Consider the following 18,867-nt stretch of genomic DNA (forward strand, 5'->3'; position numbering starts at 1 on the left):
CGGGCTCTCGACCATCACACAACGGTGAATGCGGCACCGTGTCCATCCATCGTCGTTATGCTCCGGGCCATGGGGAGACCGGGAGGGCGTGGTGCCGCCGCGGCGACGGCCCGTGAGCCGAGCGTCCGTGAGGCGAGCGGCCGCGAGGGGGCCGTCCGCGAGCGGGCCGTGCGTGAGGCCGTCCGTCAGGGGGTCGTCCCGGAGCCGATCGACGCCGACGGGGTGGACGGGGTCGGCGCCCTCGCCGGGCTGGACGTCGGCGGCCTGCGGCTGCTGCAGGCGATCGCCGAGCACGGCACCCTGACCGCGGCGGCGGCCGTGCTCGGAACCAGCCAGCCGGCGGTGTCCCAGCACGTCCGGCGCCTGGAGCGCCGCCTCGGCACGGCGCTGCTCGACCGCTCCGGCAGGCGCGTGCGGCTCACCGAGGCCGGTGCGGTGCTGGCCGCGCACGGGCAGACCGTGAACGCCGCGGTGCGCGCGGCGGCCGCCCAGGTGACGGCGCTGACCGGGCTGCGCGCGGGGGTGGTGCGGGTGGTCGCGTTCCCGTCGTCGTCGGCCACGCTGGTGCCGCTCGCGCTCGCCCGGCTGCGCCGCGAGCATCCCGGGCTGACGGTGACGCTGGACGAGGCGGAACCGCCCGAGGCGCTCGCCCGGCTGCGCGCCGGCACGTGCGACGTCGCGGTGACGTTCGCCTACGGCTCGGCCGGCTCGACCGCCACCCCGGGCCTGGCGCCACGGCCCGACGCGGCCGCGGACGCCGCCCGGGACGGGGAGCTGTCCGGGCTCGTCGCGCGGCACCTGCTCGACGACCCGACGCTCGCCGTGCTCCCCGCGGACCACCCGCGCGCCGACGACCCGCAGCTGTCGCTGTCCGACCTGGCGGGCGAGACGTGGATCGCCGGCTGCCCCCAGTGCCGCGGTCACCTGCTGCACTCCGCCGCCGCGTGCGGCTTCGCCCCCGAGATCGCGTACGCGACCGATGACTACGTCGCCGTGCTGTCCCTGGTCGCCGCCGGGCTCGGCGTCGCTCTGCTGCCGCGGCTGGTGCGCCAGACGGGGGAGCGGCACCCGGGCGTCGTGCTGCGGTCCGCCGCCGGCACGTCGGCCCGACGCGTCTACGCCATGACGACGCCGGACCTGATCCGCGTCCCGGCGGTCGCCGCGACCCTCGACGCGCTCGCGGCCGCCGCCCCGGCGACCACCGCGGCCGTCAGCGGCTGAGCACGCCGTCCAGCTGCAGGGCCGAGGCGATGGTGCGGACCACGCCGTTGGCGTTGTTGCCCGGTGCGACGTAGCGCGCCTCGGCCCGCACCTGCGGGTGCGCGTTGTCCATGGCGAAGGACCACGCGGACGCCTGGAGCAGCCCGAGGTCGTTGAGGTAGTCGCCGAACGCCATCGTCTGCTCGCGCGTCACGCCGAGCGCCCGCTGCGCGGCCTGCAGGGCGTGCCCCTTGTCGGCGCTCGGGCTCATCACGTCCACCCAGTGCTCGCCGGAGACGACCACGCGGACCGGGCCGTCGAACCGTGCGAGGGCGGGGGCGGCGCCGTGCTCGGCGGAGCCGAAGTCGTAGATCGCCAGCTTGAGCACCTCGTCATCGACCGCCCGCAGGTCGTCGACCAGCTCCAGCCGCGCGTAGTACGGCTCCGCCTGCTCGACGAACGCCCGGTCGGTCCGCTCGACGTACGCCGACCGCTTGCCGCACAGCACGGTGCCGACGTCCGCGCCGGAGGCCGCCAGCTGCCGCACGGCATCGACCACCGGCAGGGCGGCGTCCCGGCTCACGCCGTCCGAGCTGAGCTCCTGCTCGTCGCGCACCACGTAGGCGCCGTTCTCCGCGATGTACACCAGGTCGTCGCGGCCGAGCTGCCGGCGCAGCGTCGCGTACTGCCTCCCCGATGCGGGGCACAGCACCACACCGCGCTCGTGCAGCGCGTCGAGCAGCGGCCAGAAGCTCGGGTCGATCCGCTTCTGGTCGTCCAGCAGCGAGCCGTCCATGTCCACCGCGATGAGCCGGACGTCCGGGACGGTGCCGAGCACGGGCGGGTCGAGGACGGGCTGGTCGGCTGGGGTCACCCGTCGATTGTCGCCGACGACGTCCCCGGGGCGGACCGGAGCCCGGGCCGGAGCCCGGACCGGAGCCAAGCCTGGACGGCGGCCACCACCGGGCCGTCGGCCGGTGCGTGCGCACCCGGGACGAGCGTGAGCGTCAGTGGACCGGCGACCGTGGACAGGTGCGTGCGCAGGTCGTCGGGCGTGCCGAACGGGTCCCGGTCGCCGCTGACGGCGAGCACGGGGACGGTGATGCGCGGCAGGTGATCCACCCGCAGCCGTTCCGGCCGGCCCGGCGGGTGCAGGGGGTAGGACAGCAGCACGAGCCCGCCGACAGCCAGCCCGTCGGCGACGGCCATCGAGCACATCCGGCCGCCGAACGAGCGGCCGCCGACCAGCAGCTGCTCGGTGCCGACCCCGAGGTCGGCGGCGAACGTGGCGGCCAGGCGTCCGACGGCCGTGACCGCGGCGCCGGCCGACCGCGGCAGGTCCACGCGGCGCACCGGGAACGGGGCGAGCGCGCGCTCGAGGGTGACGAGCGTGCGGTGGTCGCGGGTGGCGCCGGCCCCCGGGGCGAGCAGCAGCCCGGCCGGGGTCACGACTGGGGTGACGGGCTGGCCAGGGCGGTGCGGACACCGTCCTCCGGCCGGCCGAGGAACACCGGCCGGCGGTGCGTCAACGCGTCCCACGCGGCCTTCCACGACGCCGGTACCTCGCGCAGCCGCCACACCACCGCCTGCCGTGGCGTCACGGAGGCGGCCGAGACGCCGACCCCCGTGGAGTCGATCCCCGCCGCGCGGCAGGAGAAGAGCGCCCGGCGCACGTGGTAGTCCTGCGTCACCACCACCGCGGAGGTCACGCCGAAGATCTGCCGGGCGCGCACGCAGCTGTCGTGGGTGTCGAACCCCGCGGCGTCGCGGACGATCTTCGCGTCCGGCACACCGTGCTGCAGCAGCCAGGTGCGCATCGCCCCCGGCTCGTCGTGGTACGGCGTCGAGTTGTCGCCGCTGACCAGGATCACCCGCACCGTGCCGGCCGCGAACAGCTGCCGCGCCGCCTCCAGGCGACGGGCGAGGTACACCGACGGGGTGCCGTCCGGCTCGAGGCCGGCGCCGAGCACCAGCGCAACCGGCTTCGGCGCGACCGAGGCGACTCCCGGCTGCACCGCCGCCTGACCGACCGCCTGGACCACCAGGACGGGACCGAGCCCGACGACGAGGGCGCCCGCCAGTGCCCACCACCACGGTCGGCGCGAGCGTGCCGAGGACGGGGCGGGAGCGGCTGGCACGGGCCGAGCGTAGGCCCCGGCGCTACGGTCCGACATGTGAACGGTCAGCCGAACGGTGAGTCGAACGGTGCGCAGGACGGTGCTCGCGGACGAGTGGTGATGCCGGTCCGCTGGTCGGACGTCGACCTGTTCGGGCACGTGAACAACGCGGCGTTCCTGCGGTACCTGGACGATGCGAGGTTCACCCTGTTCCCGCAGATGGGCGTCGACGAGTCGGGGGCGCTGACCGCCTCGCTGCTGGTGGTGGCCAAGCACGAGATCGACTACCTGGCACCGCTGACGTTCCGTCCCGTGCCCTTCGTCGTCGAGGTGTGGGTGCCGCGCACCGGCCGGTCGTCGGTGGACATCGCCTACGAGATCCGGGACGCACCGGAGGACGGCGCCGTCTGCCTGCGGGCACGCACCCGGATGGTGCAGCTCGACGCCGCCACTCACCTGCCGCGGCCGTTCACCGACGACGAGCGGGCGGCGTTCGAGGCGTACGCGGGCCCGGAGCCGCAGCTGCACGGCTGGTGAGTCATATACCCACGGGGGTATGCTGACGACCCGTCCACCGGAGGTGCCGTGTCCCAGCTGTCGTCGGAGCCGTCGGCCGGGCCGTCGTCCGTGACGCCCGTCCTGCCGCTGCCTGAGCCGCCGCTGCCCGAGCCGCGCGACGGAGCACGGCGACGACGCCTGGTCACCGTCGCGCTCGCCCCTCTGGTCCTGGCCGTGCTGCTGGCAACGGTCGGCGCCGCCGGGCCGGTGTGGACGGCGCTCGCGGCGGGGGTGTCCGTGCTGGTCGCACTCACGGCGGCGACCTATGTGCCCGACGCGCGTCGGCCCTGGGCCTCTCGCCTCGGCTGCACGCCGTGCGCCGGCGTCGCGGGTGGTGCGGCCCTCGTCGCTCTGGTGGTCCTCGCGACGGCGCCCGGTGACGTGGGTCAGGCGATGCTGGGCGCGGCGATCGCCGGTGCGGGGCTGCTGCAGCGGGTCCGCGGTGCCGGGGAGGCGTGCCCGACGCGGCCGGCGCCCCGCTCCTGACGGCGGCTCAGCCGAGCGGTCGGGCCTGCTCGTCCACGAGGCGCGCGACGAGGGCTGGGACGGCCTGGTCGATCGGTTCGCGGATCACCTCGGCCGCGAGGTGGTCGTACGGCGTCGGCTGCGCGTTGACCACGACGAGCCGGGCGCCGCGGTCCACCGCCAGGCCGGCCAGGCTCGCCACCGGCTGGACCGTCAGCGTGGTGCCGATAGCGACGAACACCTCGGCGTCCGTCGCCGCGTTCACGGCCCGCTCCAGCGCCTCGTCGGGAAGCCGCTCGCCGAAGTAGACGATGTCCGGCTTGAGCACGCCTGCACCGCACTCGGTGCACCGCGGGTCGGGCTCGTCGGCCAGGCGGGCCAGCACCTGCTCGGTGGGCCAGTGCGCGCCGCAGCGCATGCACGACGTCGTGGTCAGCGTGCCGTGCAGCTCGACGACGTGCCCCGGGTCGGACCCGGCACGCTGGTGCAGGCCGTCGAAGTTCTGCGTCAGCGCCGCGATCAGCAGGCCCGCACGCTCCAGCTCGGCCAGCGCGCGGTGCGCGGCCGTCGGCCGCGCCGCCCAGGCCGGATGGTCCCGCCACATCGCCCAGCCGCGCGCCCGGACGTCGGCGGAGGCCATGTACCGGCCGATCTCGAGGAGCTCGGCGGCGGCGGGGTCCTGCGTCCACACGCCCCGCGGTCCGCGGAAGTCGGGGATGCCCGAGCCGGTGGAGATGCCCGCCCCGGTGAGGACGGTGACGGTCGGCTGCGGGCCGTGGTGGTGGTCGTGGTGGTCGCTCATCGCGCCGCCGACCGTACGCCGGTGCGGGACGGGTGCGGAGCGTCGTACCGGCGGCACTAGGACCTAGGTCCTAGGTCGCCTTACGGTGTGACCGTGGCAGTGGGGGAAGGTGTGGCGGGGGAGCACGAGGGGCGCGGCCGCGACGCGGACCGTCCTGGTCGTGGCTCGGAGGCAGACCTCGGCGACGGCGAGGGCGGTGTCCTGCTGTCGGCGATCCTCGGCATGGCCGGCGACCTCGACGTGGCCAGCCTGCTCGAGCGCTTCGTGGCGGCGAGCGCCGAGCTGACCGGTGCGCGGTACGGCGCGATCAACATCGTCGACGACACGGGGACGTCCATCACCTTCGTCCAGACCGGCGTGGACCCGGCGACGGTCGCCGCACTCGGCCACCCGCCGCACGCGTGGGGCGTGCTCGGCTCGATCCCCGACCAGGGCGTGCTGCGGCTCGACGACCTCACCGACCACCCGCACTTCCGCGGGCTGCCGGCAGCGCACCCGCCGATGGGCCCCTTCCTCGGCGCCGCGGTCCGGGGGCGGGGCCAGCGGTACGGCACCCTCTACCTGGCGGACAAGCCCGGCGGGTTCGGTCAGCAGGACGAGGGCGTGGTGCTCACGCTCGCGGCGGCCGCGGCCGTCGCCGTGCAGAACGCCGCCCTGTACCAGCTGCAGGTGCGCCGGCAGCGGTGGACGCAGGCGGCCGCGCAGATCTCGACGATGCTGCTCGAGGGCGCCGACGCGGAGGACGTGCTGCAGGCCGTCGCCGATGCGGCGCGGCAGGTGGACGGTGCCGACGGGACGGTGCTGATCCTGCCGACCCCGGACGAGGCGCTGATCGTCGAGATCGTGTCCGGTGACGCGGACGACCTGCTCGGCCTGGACGTGTCCGACGAGCCGGTGGTCCGCCAGGTGTTCGGCGGGCAGGACGGGCACGTCAGCTCGGCGGCCGCGGTGACGCCGGGCTCACCGCTGGGTCGGTACGGACCGATGCTGCTCGCGCCGTTGCGCACCGACGGGCAGGGGGTCGGCGTGCTGGCGGTGCTGCGGCGCCCGGGCGCGCTGCCGTTCGAGCCGGACGACGTCGAGCTCGCCACGTCCTTCGCGCAGCAGGCGGCGCTCGCCTTCGTGCTGGCCGAGGCGCAGCACCTGCGCGGTCAGGCGGCGCTGCGCGGCGAGCGTGCCCGGATCGCGCGGGACCTGCACGACCTGGCGATCCAGCAGCTGTTCGCCGCCGGCATGCAGGTCGAGGCCGTCTCGAGCAACGCGTCGGAACCCGTGGGCGCCGGTGTCGCCCGGGCCCTGGACGAGGTCACCGAGCACATCGACGCCGGCATCCGGCAGATCCGGGTGATCGTGCGTGCGCTCGACGACCCGGACGCCAGCGTGCCGCTGGTGGCGCGCATCCGCGCCGAGGTGGAGATCGCACGCGGGGCCCTCGGGTTCACCCCGGCGCTGTCGGTGCAGGTGGACGGGGCCGAGCTCGACGTCGAGGACGAGGGGGAGCCGGCGGGACCGGTCGACGCCCTCGTCGCACCCGGACGGGCCAACAACGTGGTGGCGGTGGTCCGGGAGGGGCTGGCCAACGTGGCGCGGCACGCGCGGTCCCGACGGGTCGACGTGCGGCTGCGCGTCACCTCCGGACCGGGCGGCTCCGTGGTCGTCGAGGTCGAGGACGACGGGGTCGGCGTACCGGCCGCCCCGGAGCGCTCGTCGGGCACCAAGAACCTGGCGCTGCGCGCCCAGGAGGCGGGCGGCTCGTTCTCGCTGCTGCGCCCGCCGTCGGGCCGCGGCGCGCTGCTGCGCTGGTCGGCACCGCTCGACTGAGCCCGTCCCACGCGCTGCCGTCCAGACCTCGACGCCGCCGTCACGCCTGCGGCGAACACGGGACGACCGGGCTGCACCCCGCCGTTAGCATCGAACAACGCCGCTTCGTCGGCTCCGTGCAGCCCACGCGCGCGGGTCCCGAAGCTCGCCGCTCGTGAGGAGTGCACATGTTCGAGAGATTCACCGACCGAGCCCGTCGCGTGGTCGTCCTCGCCCAGGAAGAGGCGCGGATGCTCAACCACAACTACATCGGCACCGAGCACATCCTCCTGGGCCTGATCCACGAGGGTGAGGGTGTCGCGGCCAAGGCGCTGGAGTCCCTCGGCATCTCGCTCGAGGCGGTCCGTGCCCAGGTGATCGAGATCATCGGCGAGGGTCAGCAGGCCCCGTCCGGTCACATCCCGTTCACGCCGCGCGCCAAGAAGGTGCTGGAGCTGTCCCTGCGCGAGGCGCTGCAGCTCGGCCACAACTACATCGGCACCGAGCACATCCTGCTCGGCCTGATCCGCGAGGGTGAGGGCGTCGCCGCCCAGGTGCTGGGCAAGCTCGGCGCCGACCTGAACCGCGTCCGCCAGCAGGTGATCCAGCTCGTCTCCGGCTACCAGGGCAAGGAGCCCGTGGCGTCCGGCGGCCCGGCCGAGGGTCAGCCCTCCGGCAGCGCCGTGCTGGACCAGTTCGGCCGCAACCTGACCCAGGCCGCCCGCGACGGCAAGCTCGACCCGGTCATCGGGCGCGAGAAGGAGATCGAGCGGGTCATGCAGGTGCTGTCCCGCCGCACCAAGAACAACCCGGTGCTGATCGGGGAGCCCGGCGTCGGCAAGACGGCCGTCGTCGAGGGCCTGGCGCAGGACATCGTCCGCGGCGACGTGCCGGAGACGCTGAAGGACAAGCAGCTGTACACGCTGGACCTCGGCGCGCTGGTGGCCGGCTCCCGGTACCGCGGCGACTTCGAGGAGCGCCTGAAGAAGGTGCTCAAGGAGATCCGCACGCGCGGCGACATCATCCTGTTCATCGACGAGATCCACACCCTCGTCGGGGCGGGTGCCGCCGAGGGCGCCATCGACGCCGCCAGCATCCTCAAGCCGATGCTGGCCCGCGGCGAGCTGCAGACGATCGGCGCGACCACGCTCGACGAGTACCGCAAGTACGTCGAGAAGGACCCGGCCCTGGAGCGCCGCTTCCAGCCGATCCAGGTGGCCGAGCCGACGCTGGCCCACACCATCGAGATCCTCAAGGGTCTGCGGGACCGGTACGAGGCGCACCACCGCGTCTCCATCACCGACTCCGCGCTGGTCGCCGCCGCCACGCTGGCGGACCGGTACGTCAACGACCGGTTCCTGCCCGACAAGGCTATCGACCTGGTCGACGAGGCGGGCGCGCGCCTGCGCATCCGCCGCATGACGGCCCCGCCGGAGCTGCGCGAGCTGGACGAGGAGATCGCCAAGACGCGCCGCGACAAGGAGTCGGCGATCGACGAGCAGGACTTCGAGAAGGCCGCGCGCCTGCGCGACACCGAGAAGCAGCTCGGCCTGCGCCGCACCGAGAAGGAGAAGGCGTGGAAGAACGGTGACCTCGACGCCGTCGCGGAGGTGGACGAGGAGCTGATCGCCGAGGTGCTGGCCAACGCCACGGGCATCCCGGTGTTCAAGCTCACCGAGGAGGAGTCCAGCCGGCTCCTGCGCATGGAGGACGAGCTGCACAAGCGCGTGGTGGGCCAGGACCAGGCCATCCACGCCCTGTCGCAGGCGATCCGTCGTACCCGTGCCGGCCTGAAGGACCCGAAGCGGCCCGGTGGGTCGTTCATCTTCGCCGGCCCCACGGGCGTCGGGAAGACGGAGCTGGCCAAGGCGCTCGCCGAGTTCCTGTTCGGGGACGAGGACGCGCTGATCCAGCTGGACATGAGCGAGTTCTCCGAGAAGCACACGGTCTCGAGGCTGTTCGGCTCGCCCCCCGGCTACGTCGGGTACGACGAGGGTGGTCAGCTCACCGAGAAGGTGCGCCGCCGTCCGTTCTCCGTCGTCCTGTTCGACGAGGTGGAGAAGGCCCACGCGGACATCTTCAACTCGCTGCTGCAGATCCTGGAGGACGGTCGTCTGACCGACTCGCAGGGCCGGGTGGTCGACTTCAAGAACACCGTGATCATCATGACCACCAACCTCGGCACGCGGGACATCGCCAAGGGCATGATGACCGGCTTCCAGGCCGGCGGGGACCTGTCGACGTCCTACGAGCGGATGAAGACCAAGGTCAACGACGAGCTCAAGACGCACTTCCGTCCGGAGTTCCTCAACCGCGTCGACGACGTGGTGGTGTTCCCGCAGCTGTCGCAGCCGGAGATCTTCGCGATCGTCGACCTGATGGCGGCCAAGCTGGACGCCCGCCTGCGCGACAAGGACATGGGCATCGAGCTCACCCCGGCGGCCAAGAAGCTGCTGTCGGAGAAGGGCTACGACCCGGTGCTCGGGGCACGGCCGCTGCGCCGCGCCATCCAGCGGGACGTCGAGGACGCGCTGTCCGAGAAGATCCTGTTCGGCGAGCTGAAGTCCGGTCAGCTGGTGATCGTGGACGCCGAGGGCGAGGGCCTGCTCGGGGAGTTCACCTTCCGTGGCGTGCCGATCGGCGACCGGGGCAAGCAGCCGGTGGCCGTGGGCGCCTCGGTGGGGACGCCCAACTCCGGCATCGACGTGCCGCCGGCCCCGCCGGCACCGTCGCTCGGTGACGGTGGGACCGGCCTGATGCCGGCCTGACGCACCACAGCGGTCCCGAGAGGGCCTCGTCCGGTTCGCCGGGCGGGGCCCTCTCGTCGTCCCCGGGGATGCGCGAGCGCCGGGCAGGCCTGCGGGCACGCCTGGCGGCGTAGGACGATGGTCCCGGAGGGCCCGACGGCATCGGCGCAGGTGGCGCGACCGGCCGACCGGATGGTGACCCGGGGTCGTGCCCAGGGGCCCTGACGTGCCAGGATCGCCCGCTCGTGGAGCACAGTCGCGGTCAGTCCGCCCCCAGGAGCATCTTCCGGCGCACCTCCCCGGAGGACGCGCTCGCCGCGACGCACGACCCGCACCGGCAGCTGCGGCGGACGCTGACCCCTTGGGACCTGGCCGTGATGGGCGTCGCGGTGGCGGTCGGCGCCGGCATCTTCTCGGTCGGTGCGACCGCGGCGGCGAACTACGCCGGACCGGCCGTCATCGTCTCGTTCGTCGTCGCCGCCATCGTCTGCGGCCTGGCGATCATGTGCTACGCCGAGTTCGCGTCCTCGCTGCCCATCGCCGGGTCGGCGTACACCTTCTCCTACGCGACCATGGGCGAGGGCGTCGCCTGGGTGATCGGGTGGGACCTGATCCTCGAGATGCTGCTGGCCGCCGCCGTCATCGCCAAGTTCTGGGGCGTGTACGTCGGTGACGCGCTGGGGCTGTTCGGGCTGCACGTGCCGATGTCGTTCCACGTCGGCGGCGTGAGCGTCGAGTGGGGGCCGGTGCTGGTGGTCGCCATCTTCACCACGCTGCTGGCGATCGGCACCCGGCTGTCCACCCGCGTGAACGCGGTGTTCACCGCGCTGAAGGTGGGCATCACGCTGTTCGTCGTCGTCGCCGGCTTTGCCTACGTCAAGGCCGCGAACTACCACCCGTTCGTCCCGCCGTCGCAGCCGTCCACGGCCGGCACCTCGGCGCTGCACCAGTCGCTGTTCGGCTGGCTGCTCGGCTGGGCCCCGGCCACCTACGGTGCCGCGGGCATCCTCTCCGGCGCGGCGCTGGTGTTCTTCGCGTTCATCGGGTTCGACGTCGTCGCCACCACCGCCGAGGAGACCAAGGACCCGCAGCGCACCATGCCGCGCGGCATGCTCGGCGGCCTCGGCGTGGTGACGGTGCTGTACATCCTGGTCAGCGTCGTGGTCACCGGGATGGTGCCGTACACGGAGCTGGCCAAGTCGGCGAGCCCGTCGCTGACCACGGCCTTCGTGCTGGTCGGTGCGACGTGGGCCGGGAAGGTGATCTCCGTCGGCATCGTGCTGGGCCTGACGTCGGTGGTGATGGTGCTGCTGCTGGGGCTGACCCGGATCGTGTTCGCGATGAGCCGCGACGGGCTGCTGCCGCGCGGCCTGTCCCGCACCTCGCCGCGGTTCGGCACGCCGGCGCGGCTGCAGGTCGGGGCCGGTGTGGTGGTCGCGCTGATCGCCGGCCTCTCGCAGGTGCACCTGCTCGAGGAGATGATCAACATCGGCACGCTGTCCGCGTTCGTGCTGGTCAGCTTCGGGGTGCCGGTGCTGCGCAAGCTGCGTCCCGACCTGCCGCGCGGGTTCCGGGTGCCGTGGTCGCCGGTGCTGCCGTGGATCTCCGGCGTCGCCTGCCTGTGGCTGATGCTCAACCTGACGACGCTGACCTGGCTGCGGTTCGCCGTGTGGCTGGCGGTCGGCGCCGTGGTGTACGCCACGTACTCGTACCGGCACAGCCGGCTGGGGCGTGGCGAGGTGGTGCAGGCGCGCGAGGAGGACTCGCTGCTCTGACGGCCGGCGGCGGGCCGGCCGCCGGGCTGCCGGGGCGCCGTCGTCCCGTCCTCGGCGGGGGGTCGTCCAGGGGTCGTCCGGCCGGTGAACGTTCGACGAACACTGCCCGCACCCACCCGTCCGGCCGTATGCCGTTCGTCGTGCGGGATGGACCATGCTCCGCGTGCCGAACGACGTGAACCTCCTGGTCCGGGCCGCGCGCGCGACGGGCGCGACCCGTCCCGCCGTGATGCGAGACCTGGTCCGACCGCTGACCGTGACCGACGGGACCACCCCGATGAACGAGCTCGAGGTGCTGTTCCGGTCCCCGCACCTGCCGTGCATCGGGGTGCAGGACCCCGACGACCCGTCGCGGCTGGGCCTGCTGACCCGCACGCGGTTCGCCGAGGCGATGACCGGACGGCTCGGGTTCGGCCGGGCGGTGCTGACCCGGCAGCCGGTGGCGCAGGTGGCCGACTGGAACCCGCTGGTGGTGGACGAGCAGACGGCGGTGGTGGAGACGGCGGTCCGGGCGATCGAACGGCCCGTCGAGTCGCGGTTCGACGAGGTGCTGGTGCGGGCGGACGCCTGGCAGATGGTCGGGACCGGCGACCTGATCGGCGCCCTGGTCGCGGCGCTGACCGGCCGATCGCTGCACGACCCGCTGACCGGCCTGCCGTCCCGTGAGCTGGTGCGGCACACGATGCGGGACTGGGCGAAGCTGCTGCGGGGCACGCAGCGCCGTCTGGTGGTGCTGCTGGTGGACGTCGTGGAGTTCGGCGCGATCAACGCGGCGCACGGTGAGGCCGTCGGCGACCTGGTGCTCCGCGCGATCGCCGAGCGGCTGACCCAGGTGGTGCCGAGCGGGTTCCTGGTGGGCCGTACGGGCGGCGACGAGTTCATGGTGCTGGGGCTGCTGCCCGCGGCCGTCGAGCAGCGGGCGCCCGCGCAGCGCGAGGAGCTGCGGGTCCAGGTGGCCGCGGGGCTCGCCGGTTCGCCGGAGGACGGCACGGACGGGCAGCTGCCACCGCTGCGCGTGGTCGCGGCGGCATCGACCCCGGGCTGGGCGGACCTGGACCTGCTGATGCAGGACGCGCAGCGGGCGATGCGGCTGGCCAAGCGCGGTGGTGAGGGGCTGGCGCGGTCGGCGGGAGCCGCCTGACGGGTGTCGGTGGTGGCTGGCGGGCGGCAGCTGACCGCGCGTCAGGACCAGCGGAGGGTCGCCTCCGGCAGGGCCTCGACGAAGTCGCGGGTGTCCGGGTGCACCGGGTCGGCCAGCACGTCGCGCAGGCTGCCGGTCTGCACCAGCCGCCCCTCGGCCAGCACGTGCACCCGGGTGGTCAGCTGCTCGAGCAGCCGTACGTCGTGCGAGGCGAGCAGCAGCCCGATGCCTGCGGGACCGACCAGGGCGAAGATCCGCTCCGCGATGTGGTGGCGCATGGCGGGGTCGAGGGCCGTGAGCGGCTCGTCGAGCAGCAGCACGTCCGGCCGGGCGGCGAGGGCGCTCGCGATCGCCAGGCGCTGACGCTCGCCGCCGGACAGGGTGCCGACCTTGCGCCGGAGCACGTGCGTGGGCAGCTCCACGACGGCCAGGGCGCCCTCGGCGTCGCCACCCGTGGACCGGCCGGCGGCGCGCGCCTCGTCGAGCGCCAGGCGGAGGACGCGCTCGGCGGTGTGCTCCGGGTCGGCGTTGGCCAGGCCGTTCTGGTGCACCGTGCGCAGCCGGGCCCGCAGCGCCTTGCGATCACGTCGCGCCGGCTTCGCCACGCGGCGACCGTCGAACGTCACCGATCCGCGGCTCGGCACCAGTGCGCCCGCGAGGACCTGCACCAGCGTGGACTTGCCGACGCCGGACAGGCCGAGCAGCCCGAGCGCGTCACCGGGCGAGACGTCGAGGTCCACCCCGGCCAGCACCGCGGCACCGCCGTAGCCGGCCCACACGTCCCTCGCCTGCAGCAGGCCCGTCCCGTTGCCCATGACCGTCCCTCGTCGCCGTCCGGACCGCCGCGGTCCCGGTGGCGTCCAACGACCGACGCCCCAGGAAGGATCCCACCGCAGGGTGAGCGGCTCGTCACACGGGGATGCGCACCGGCCTGGCGGGCGCTCCGGCGGGCCGGGAGGCGGCGTGGGCGGCTCCCGGTGACACTGACGTGATGTCGGCCGAGGACGGATCGAGAGCCCGACGCCCGCGGCGCCCCGGCCGTCGGGCGGCGGTGCTGGCGGGCGCAGCCGTCCTCGTCCTCCTGCTCGGCGCCGGGGCCGTGGTGCTCGGTGCGCGTGGTCGACTGGTCCAGGCGACCGTCTCGTCGTCCCCGGGACGCGTCCCCGATGCCGGCACCGCCGGACCGACCGCCGGCCCGACCGCCTCGGCTGCGCCGCTGACCCCGACGGACGACTGGCACGTCGCCTCGCCGCCCGGGACGCACATCGAGGGCTATGCGGACCGCACCAGCGTCCGCACCGACGGCCAGGTGAAGCTGCGCGTGTCCGCGACGGGCAGGTCGTTCGGCGTGACGGCGTTCCGGATGGGGTCGTACGGCTCGTCCGCCGCGGCCCGACTGGCGCACGCCGGTCCGTTCCGGGTGGTGGCGCAGCCGGCGCCGACCGTCGTCGCCGACACCCGGACGGTCACCACGTCGTGGACCCCGACTGCGACCATCGCGGCGACGGGGTGGCCGCCGGGCGCGTACCTGCTGCGCCTCGAGGGGGACGACGGTGCCGAGGGCTACGTCCCGCTGACCGTGCGCTCGGACAGCACCGCCGGGAAGGTGGTGCTGGTCCAGGCCGTCACCACGTGGCAGGCCTACAACGACTACGGCGGCATGAGCCTCTACCACGACAAGGACGGGATGCCGGCGAGCCGGTCGTTCGCCGTGACGTTCGACCGGCCCTACGCCGAGGCCTCCGGCAGCGGCGACTTCCTTGGCAACGAGCTGCCCCTCGTGACGTTCGCCGAGCACCTCGGGCTTCCCCTCGCCTACGCGACCGACGTCGACCTGCAGGAGGACCCGCACCTGCTCGACGGCGCCCGCGTCGTCGTCTCCCCGGGGCACGACGAGTACTGGTCGACCGCGATGCGGCAGGCGCTGACCCGGGCCCGCGACGCCGGCACCAACGTGGCCTTCCTCGGCGCCAACGCCGTCTACCGGCACATCCGGTTCGGGTCCACACCGGTGGGACCGGACCGGCTGGAGATCGACTACAAGAGCACCGCGGACCCGGTCACGGCGACCGACCCGTCCGAGTCGACGACGCAGTGGCGCTCCGCCCCCGTGCCGCGTCCGGAGAGCGACCTGGTCGGCGGGTTCTACCAGTGCAACCCGGTCAAGGCGCCGCTCGTCGTGGCGCACCGGCTGTCGTGGCTGACCGAGGGCCTGCAGCCCGGGCAGACGCTCGGCACGCTCGTCGGACCGGAGTACGACCGGGTCGACCTGTCCGTGCCGACGCCGCACCCTCTCCAGGTCCTGTTCCACTCGCCCGTCACGTGCAAGCTCATGGGCCGGACCGTCCAGGACGCCGCAGACGTCACGTACTACACGACGAGCAGCGGCGCGGGCGTCTTCGACGCGGGGACCAGCAAGTGGGTGTGCGCGCTGGACGACACGGCGTGCCAAGCCGGCTGGGGCGACGCGGCGACGTACCGGGTGGTGCGGCAGGTGACCGAGAGGTTGCTGACCGAGGCGGCGAAGGGCCCGTTGGGACGGACGCACCCGGCGCAGGACACCACGGGCGGCACCCCGGGGCCCGACGACGGGGTCGCCGGCATCTCCGGAGGCGGCCCGACGCCGACGCCCTGACCCCGCTGCGGGAGTCCCGGTCGACCCTGGCCCCGCTCAGTCGGTGGCGGCCTGCGCGGACCGTTGCAGCGCCCGGTCGGCGAGCGTGTCGGGCGTGCCGAACCGGTGGGCGGTGACGGTGACGGACTGCTCCCGGAGGAACGTCAGCAGCTCCACCCGGCCGGACTCGGTGACGGGCTGGTGGTAGACCGCCAGGTCGGGCCGCGGTCCGGTGGAGTCCGCGAGCGCATCGGCGTCGCCGTCCACCAGCCGGATGCGGCCGGACGGCAGGGTGCGGACGGCGGCGAGCCACGTGGTGTCGTCCTCGGCGCGCACCGTGACGCCGAGGTCGTGCAGCACGGCGCCGAGCGGGGCGGGCAGCAGGTGGGACGTCGAGACCGTCACCTCGGCGCCGGCCACCAGCCCGGCGCCGACCACGCGCACCAGGGCGGCCACCGACCCGCGCCGACCGAGCCGCACCAGCACCGGCACCGGCCGGTAGCGCAGGACGTTGCGCTCCGCGCCGAGGCCGGTGACGTCGTCGGACCGGGAGAACACGTCGCGCCAGGTGAGGGCGTCCGACGCGAGCGCCCGCTCGAGCGCACCGGCCGCGGCGGGTGTCGCGGCGCCGGGCGGCGCGCCGGGTGCGTCGTCGGAGGCGGACGACGAGGGTTGGCCGCCGACCGGCCGGAAGTCCGCCTCGTCGTGCGCGAACGGCGCATCCGCCACACCCGCCGCGCGGGCCGCCTCGAGCAGCCGGGTGGCCGCCGACCCCAACGGCGCGCCGTGCCGGGCGGGCGCGGAGACCCAGTCGACCAGCGGCACCAGGGTGTTCGGACCGCCGGCCTTGGCGCCGGGGCCCACCGCGGACCGCTTCCAGCCCCCGAACGGCTGCCGCCGCACGATCGCCCCGGTGATGCCCCGGTTCACGTAGAGGTTCCCCGCCTCGACGCGGGTCAGCCAGTCCGCCACCTCGTCCACGTCCTGGCTGTGCAGGCCTGCGGTCAGCCCGTAGTCGACACCGTTCTGCAGGTCGATCGCCTCGTCGAGCGTCTCGGCCGTCATCACGCCGAGCACCGGTCCGAAGTACTCGGTGCGGTGGAATGCCGAGCCCGCGCGCACCCCGGCGCGCACGCCGGGTGTCCACAGGCGTCCGGAGTCGTCCAGACGTCGCGGCTGCACGGCCCAGCTCTCGCCCGGCGCCAGCCGGGTCAGGCCGTCGAGCAGCTTGCCCTCCGCGGGCTCGATCACCGGTCCCATCTGGGTCGCCGGGTCGGCGGGGACGCCGACGCGCAGGCTGGTCACCGCGTCGAGCAGCTGGTCGTGGAACCGCCGCGACGTGCCGACCGACCCGACCAGGATCACCAGCGACGCGGCCGAGCACTTCTGGCCCGCGTGCCCGAAGGCGGAAGCCACGACGTCGCGCACCGCCAGGTCCAGGTCGGCGCTCGGCGTCACGACGATCGCGTTCTTGCCGCTGGTCTCCGCCAGCAGGTGCAGGCCGGGCCGGAAGCCGGCGAACAGCCGGGCCGTCTCGAACGAGCCGGTGAGCAGCAGCCGGTCGACGCGCGCGTCGGAGACGAGGGCCTTGCCCAGACCGTCCTCGGCGACGTGCACCAGCGCCAGGACCTCGCGCGGCACGCCGGCCGCCCACAGCGCCTCGGCCAGCACCGAGCCGCACCGGGCTGCCTGCGGCGCCGGCTTGAGCACCACGGCCGAGCCGGCCGCGAGCGGGGCCAGCACCGAGCCCGCGGCGATCGACACGGGGAAGTTCCACGGCGGCGTCGCCACGGTGAGCCGGACGGGGTGCGCGACGGCGCCGTCCGTCCCCTCGAGCTCCTCGGCGAGCCCGGCGTACCAGCGGGCGAAGTCCACCGCCTCGCTGACCTCGGGATCGGCCTGGTCGAGGGTCTTGCCCGTCTCGGCGGCCATCACCTCGCACAGGTCGCCGCGGCGCCGCTCCAGCTCGTCGGCAGCCCGCCGCAGCACCGTCGCGCGCTCGCGGGCCGGCAGGGCACCCCACTCGGCGCCGGCTGTGACGGCGGCCGCGAGGATCCGGTCCAGCTCGGCCGGATCGGTGACGTTGTGCTCGTCACGCGTCTGGACGCCGAGGCGCGAGGAGGGGACGCGGGCGAGCAGCTCGCGGCCCCACGCTCGGTTGGCGGCGAGGGAGGGGTCCGTGTCCGGGGCCGAGGCGAACGGCAGGGCCTCGGACGAGGCCGCGGCAGCACGGCGGCGGTCCTGGGTGCGCCGCGGTGCCGGCACCTCGTCGCGCGCGTCCACCAGCGCCCGCAGCGAGACGAGGAACCGGTCGCGCTCGCGGGTGAACGCCGCCTCGTCGTCGGCCATCGTGAACAGGGACGACATCACGTTCTCCGGGCTGGCGGCCTCCTCCAGCCGCCGCACCAGGTAGGCGATCGCCACGTCGAAGTGCTCGGGGTGCACCACGGGCGTGTAGAGCAGCAACCGCCCCGTCGACCGGCGCACCGCCTCGGCCTGACCGGTGGCCATGCCGAGCAGCATCTCCATCTCCACCGCGTCCTGGACCCCGCGTCGTCCCGCCAACAGCCAGGCGAACGCCAGGTCGAACAGGTTGTGACCGGCCACGCCGAGGTGCACGTTCGCGGTCCGCTCCGGCGTCAGCGCCCAGTCGAGCACCCGCTTGTACGCGGTGTCCGTCTGCTGCTTGGTGTCCCAGGTGGCCGGCGGCCAGTCGTGCAGCTCGGCGTCGACGTGCTCCATCGACAGGTTCGCGCCCTTGACCAGGCGCACCTTGACCGGCGCCCCGCCGTCGGCCCGCCGCGCGGCCGCCCACCCCTGCAGCCGCTGCATCGCGGCCAGCGCGTCCGGGAGGTAGGCCTGCAGCACCACGCCGGCGTGCAGGTCGCGCAGCTCCGGCCGGTCGAGCAGCCGCATGAACACCTCGAGGGTCAGGTCGAGGTCGCGGTACTCCTCCATGTCGAGGGTGACGACGGTGCCCGTCGCCGCGGCGCGTCGGTACAGGGGCAGCAGGTGCGCCACCACCTCGTCGACGGTCGCGTCGAACCCCCATGGCGCGTGCGGACCGCTGACCGACGACACCTTGATCGACACGTGGTCCACGTCGGGCCGCTCCAGCAGCCGCGCGGTCCCCTCGAGCCGCCGGTCCGCCTCTCGCCGGCCGAGCACCGCCTCGCCCAGCAGGTTGAGGTTGAGGGCGACGCCGTCGCGGCGCAGGTGGGCGAGCGCGGCTCCGAGGTGTGCGTCGGACGCGTCGACGACGAGGTGCCCGACCAGCTCGCGCAGCACCCGGCGGGCCACCGGGACGACGACGCCCGGCGCCACCGGCCCCGCCAGGCCGCCGGCCCGCACGGACCAGCGCAGCGGCGCCGGCAGGAAGCCGGGCACGTCGCGGGACAGGGTCGCGAGCGCCCGGGCGGCCGCTGCCGGGTCCTCCGGGCGCACCACCCGGTCGATGAACCCGACGGCGAACCGCAGCCCGGCCGGGTCGCGCAGCAGCCCCGCCAGCAGGGAGGCACCGCGGTCGGGTGGTACGTCGGCAGCCTCCTCGAGCCACCGGCGCACCAGCGCCTCGACGTCGGGGACCAGGTCGAGCAGCTCGTCGTCCATCGACTCGATCGTGGCCCGGTCGGCACCGCTGCGCGCGAC

14 protein-coding genes are annotated in these 18,867 nt (G+C 74.5%); 8 read left to right on the forward strand and 6 right to left on the reverse strand.

From position 1 onward, the window contains the following. The first annotated feature begins 69 nt into the window (after positions 1-69). The gene (locus ACFQTY_RS08725; RefSeq protein ID WP_378099463.1) at positions 70-1,221 is read left to right on the forward strand and encodes a LysR family transcriptional regulator; all 1,152 of its coding nucleotides are present in this window, start codon (positions 70-72) and stop codon (positions 1,219-1,221) included. Here ACFQTY_RS08725 and ACFQTY_RS08730 read toward each other — a convergent pair. Genes ACFQTY_RS08730 through ACFQTY_RS08740 form a run of 3 tightly spaced genes read right to left on the reverse strand, consistent with a single transcriptional unit; the run spans position 1,211 to position 3,338 of the window. After that, positions 1,211-2,074, reverse strand: coding sequence for a Cof-type HAD-IIB family hydrolase (locus ACFQTY_RS08730; protein ID WP_378099465.1), 864 nt, complete (start codon positions 2,072-2,074; stop codon positions 1,211-1,213). The two genes, ACFQTY_RS08725 and ACFQTY_RS08730, sit on opposite strands and share 11 nt — an antisense overlap. Beyond that, the gene (locus ACFQTY_RS08735) at positions 2,071-2,649 is read right to left on the reverse strand and encodes an alpha/beta family hydrolase (protein WP_378099467.1); all 579 of its coding nucleotides are present in this window, start codon (positions 2,647-2,649) and stop codon (positions 2,071-2,073) included. The genes ACFQTY_RS08730 and ACFQTY_RS08735 overlap by 4 nt, the downstream gene beginning before the upstream one ends. Beyond that, on the reverse strand, positions 2,646-3,338 hold the full coding sequence (locus tag ACFQTY_RS08740) for a vancomycin high temperature exclusion protein (RefSeq protein ID WP_378099469.1): 693 nt from the start codon (positions 3,336-3,338) through the stop codon (positions 2,646-2,648). The genes ACFQTY_RS08735 and ACFQTY_RS08740 overlap by 4 nt, the downstream gene beginning before the upstream one ends. A 36-nt stretch (positions 3,339-3,374) precedes the next feature. Between ACFQTY_RS08740 and ACFQTY_RS08745 the strand changes: the two genes are divergently transcribed. After that, positions 3,375-3,854 carry an acyl-CoA thioesterase gene (locus ACFQTY_RS08745; protein ID WP_378099471.1) on the forward strand — a complete coding sequence of 160 codons (480 nt, stop codon included), beginning with the start codon at positions 3,375-3,377 and terminating at the stop codon, positions 3,852-3,854. Between the two features lie 48 nt (positions 3,855-3,902). Continuing rightward, complete coding sequence (locus ACFQTY_RS08750; protein WP_378099473.1) at positions 3,903-4,361, forward strand: hypothetical protein; 459 nt, start codon at positions 3,903-3,905, stop codon at positions 4,359-4,361. 7 nt (positions 4,362-4,368) lie between these two features. Here ACFQTY_RS08750 and ACFQTY_RS08755 read toward each other — a convergent pair whose 3' ends face one another. Then, the gene (locus ACFQTY_RS08755) at positions 4,369-5,142 is read right to left on the reverse strand and encodes an NAD-dependent deacetylase (protein WP_378099475.1); all 774 of its coding nucleotides are present in this window, start codon (positions 5,140-5,142) and stop codon (positions 4,369-4,371) included. A 93-nt stretch (positions 5,143-5,235) separates the two neighbouring features. Here ACFQTY_RS08755 and ACFQTY_RS08760 point away from each other — a divergent pair, with 93 nt between their 5' ends. The 4 genes from ACFQTY_RS08760 to ACFQTY_RS08775 all read left to right on the forward strand — a co-directional run bounded on the left by ACFQTY_RS08760 (position 5,236) and on the right by ACFQTY_RS08775 (position 12,605). Next, on the forward strand, positions 5,236-6,963 hold the full coding sequence (locus tag ACFQTY_RS08760; RefSeq protein ID WP_378099477.1) for a GAF domain-containing protein: 1,728 nt from the start codon (positions 5,236-5,238) through the stop codon (positions 6,961-6,963). 167 nt (positions 6,964-7,130) lie between these two features. Beyond that, a complete protein-coding gene (locus ACFQTY_RS08765; RefSeq protein WP_378099479.1) occupies positions 7,131-9,710 on the forward strand; it encodes an ATP-dependent Clp protease ATP-binding subunit in 2,580 nt (859 codons plus the stop codon). Positions 9,711-9,934: 224 nt separating this feature from the next. Next, positions 9,935-11,464, forward strand: coding sequence for an amino acid permease (locus ACFQTY_RS08770; protein ID WP_378099481.1), 1,530 nt, complete (start codon positions 9,935-9,937; stop codon positions 11,462-11,464). 163 nt (positions 11,465-11,627) lie between these two features. After that, positions 11,628-12,605: a GGDEF domain-containing protein gene (locus ACFQTY_RS08775; protein WP_378099483.1), complete on the forward strand. Its 978-nt coding sequence runs from the start codon at positions 11,628-11,630 to the stop codon at positions 12,603-12,605. Positions 12,606-12,646: 41 nt separating this feature from the next. On the opposite strand, the gene ACFQTY_RS08780 is transcribed toward ACFQTY_RS08775, so the two are convergent. Further along, positions 12,647-13,420 carry an ATP-binding cassette domain-containing protein gene (locus ACFQTY_RS08780; RefSeq protein WP_378099485.1) on the reverse strand — a complete coding sequence of 258 codons (774 nt, stop codon included), beginning with the start codon at positions 13,418-13,420 and terminating at the stop codon, positions 12,647-12,649. 176 nt (positions 13,421-13,596) lie between these two features. Between ACFQTY_RS08780 and ACFQTY_RS08785 the strand changes: the two genes are divergently transcribed. After that, positions 13,597-15,240: a N,N-dimethylformamidase beta subunit family domain-containing protein gene (locus tag ACFQTY_RS08785; RefSeq protein ID WP_378099487.1), complete on the forward strand. Its 1,644-nt coding sequence runs from the start codon at positions 13,597-13,599 to the stop codon at positions 15,238-15,240. 36 nt (positions 15,241-15,276) lie between these two features. Here ACFQTY_RS08785 and ACFQTY_RS08790 read toward each other — a convergent pair whose 3' ends face one another. After that, a complete protein-coding gene (locus ACFQTY_RS08790) occupies positions 15,277-18,828 on the reverse strand; it encodes a proline dehydrogenase family protein (protein WP_378099489.1) in 3,552 nt (1,183 codons plus the stop codon). Positions 18,829-18,867 lie beyond the last annotated feature (39 nt).

This window comes from Cellulomonas sp. T2.31MG-18 (genome assembly GCF_964266755.1).
Taxonomy (GTDB): domain Bacteria; phylum Actinomycetota; class Actinomycetes; order Actinomycetales; family Cellulomonadaceae; genus Cellulomonas.

Bases quoted from the DNA above. Each gene is read 5' to 3' on its own strand.
- ACFQTY_RS08755 (WP_378099475.1), bottom strand. From the start codon at position 5,142: ATGAGCGACCACCACGACCACCACCACGGCCCGCAGCCGACCGTCACC.
- ACFQTY_RS08725 (WP_378099463.1), top strand. From the start codon at position 70: ATGGGGAGACCGGGAGGGCGTGGTGCCGCCGCGGCGACGGCCCGTGAG.
- ACFQTY_RS08765 (WP_378099479.1), top strand. From the start codon at position 7,131: ATGTTCGAGAGATTCACCGACCGAGCCCGTCGCGTGGTCGTCCTCGCC.
- ACFQTY_RS08790 (WP_378099489.1), bottom strand. From the start codon at position 18,828: ATGGACGACGAGCTGCTCGACCTGGTCCCCGACGTCGAGGCGCTGGTG.
- ACFQTY_RS08780 (WP_378099485.1), bottom strand. From the start codon at position 13,420: ATGGGCAACGGGACGGGCCTGCTGCAGGCGAGGGACGTGTGGGCCGGC.
- ACFQTY_RS08785 (WP_378099487.1), top strand. From the start codon at position 13,597: ATGTCGGCCGAGGACGGATCGAGAGCCCGACGCCCGCGGCGCCCCGGC.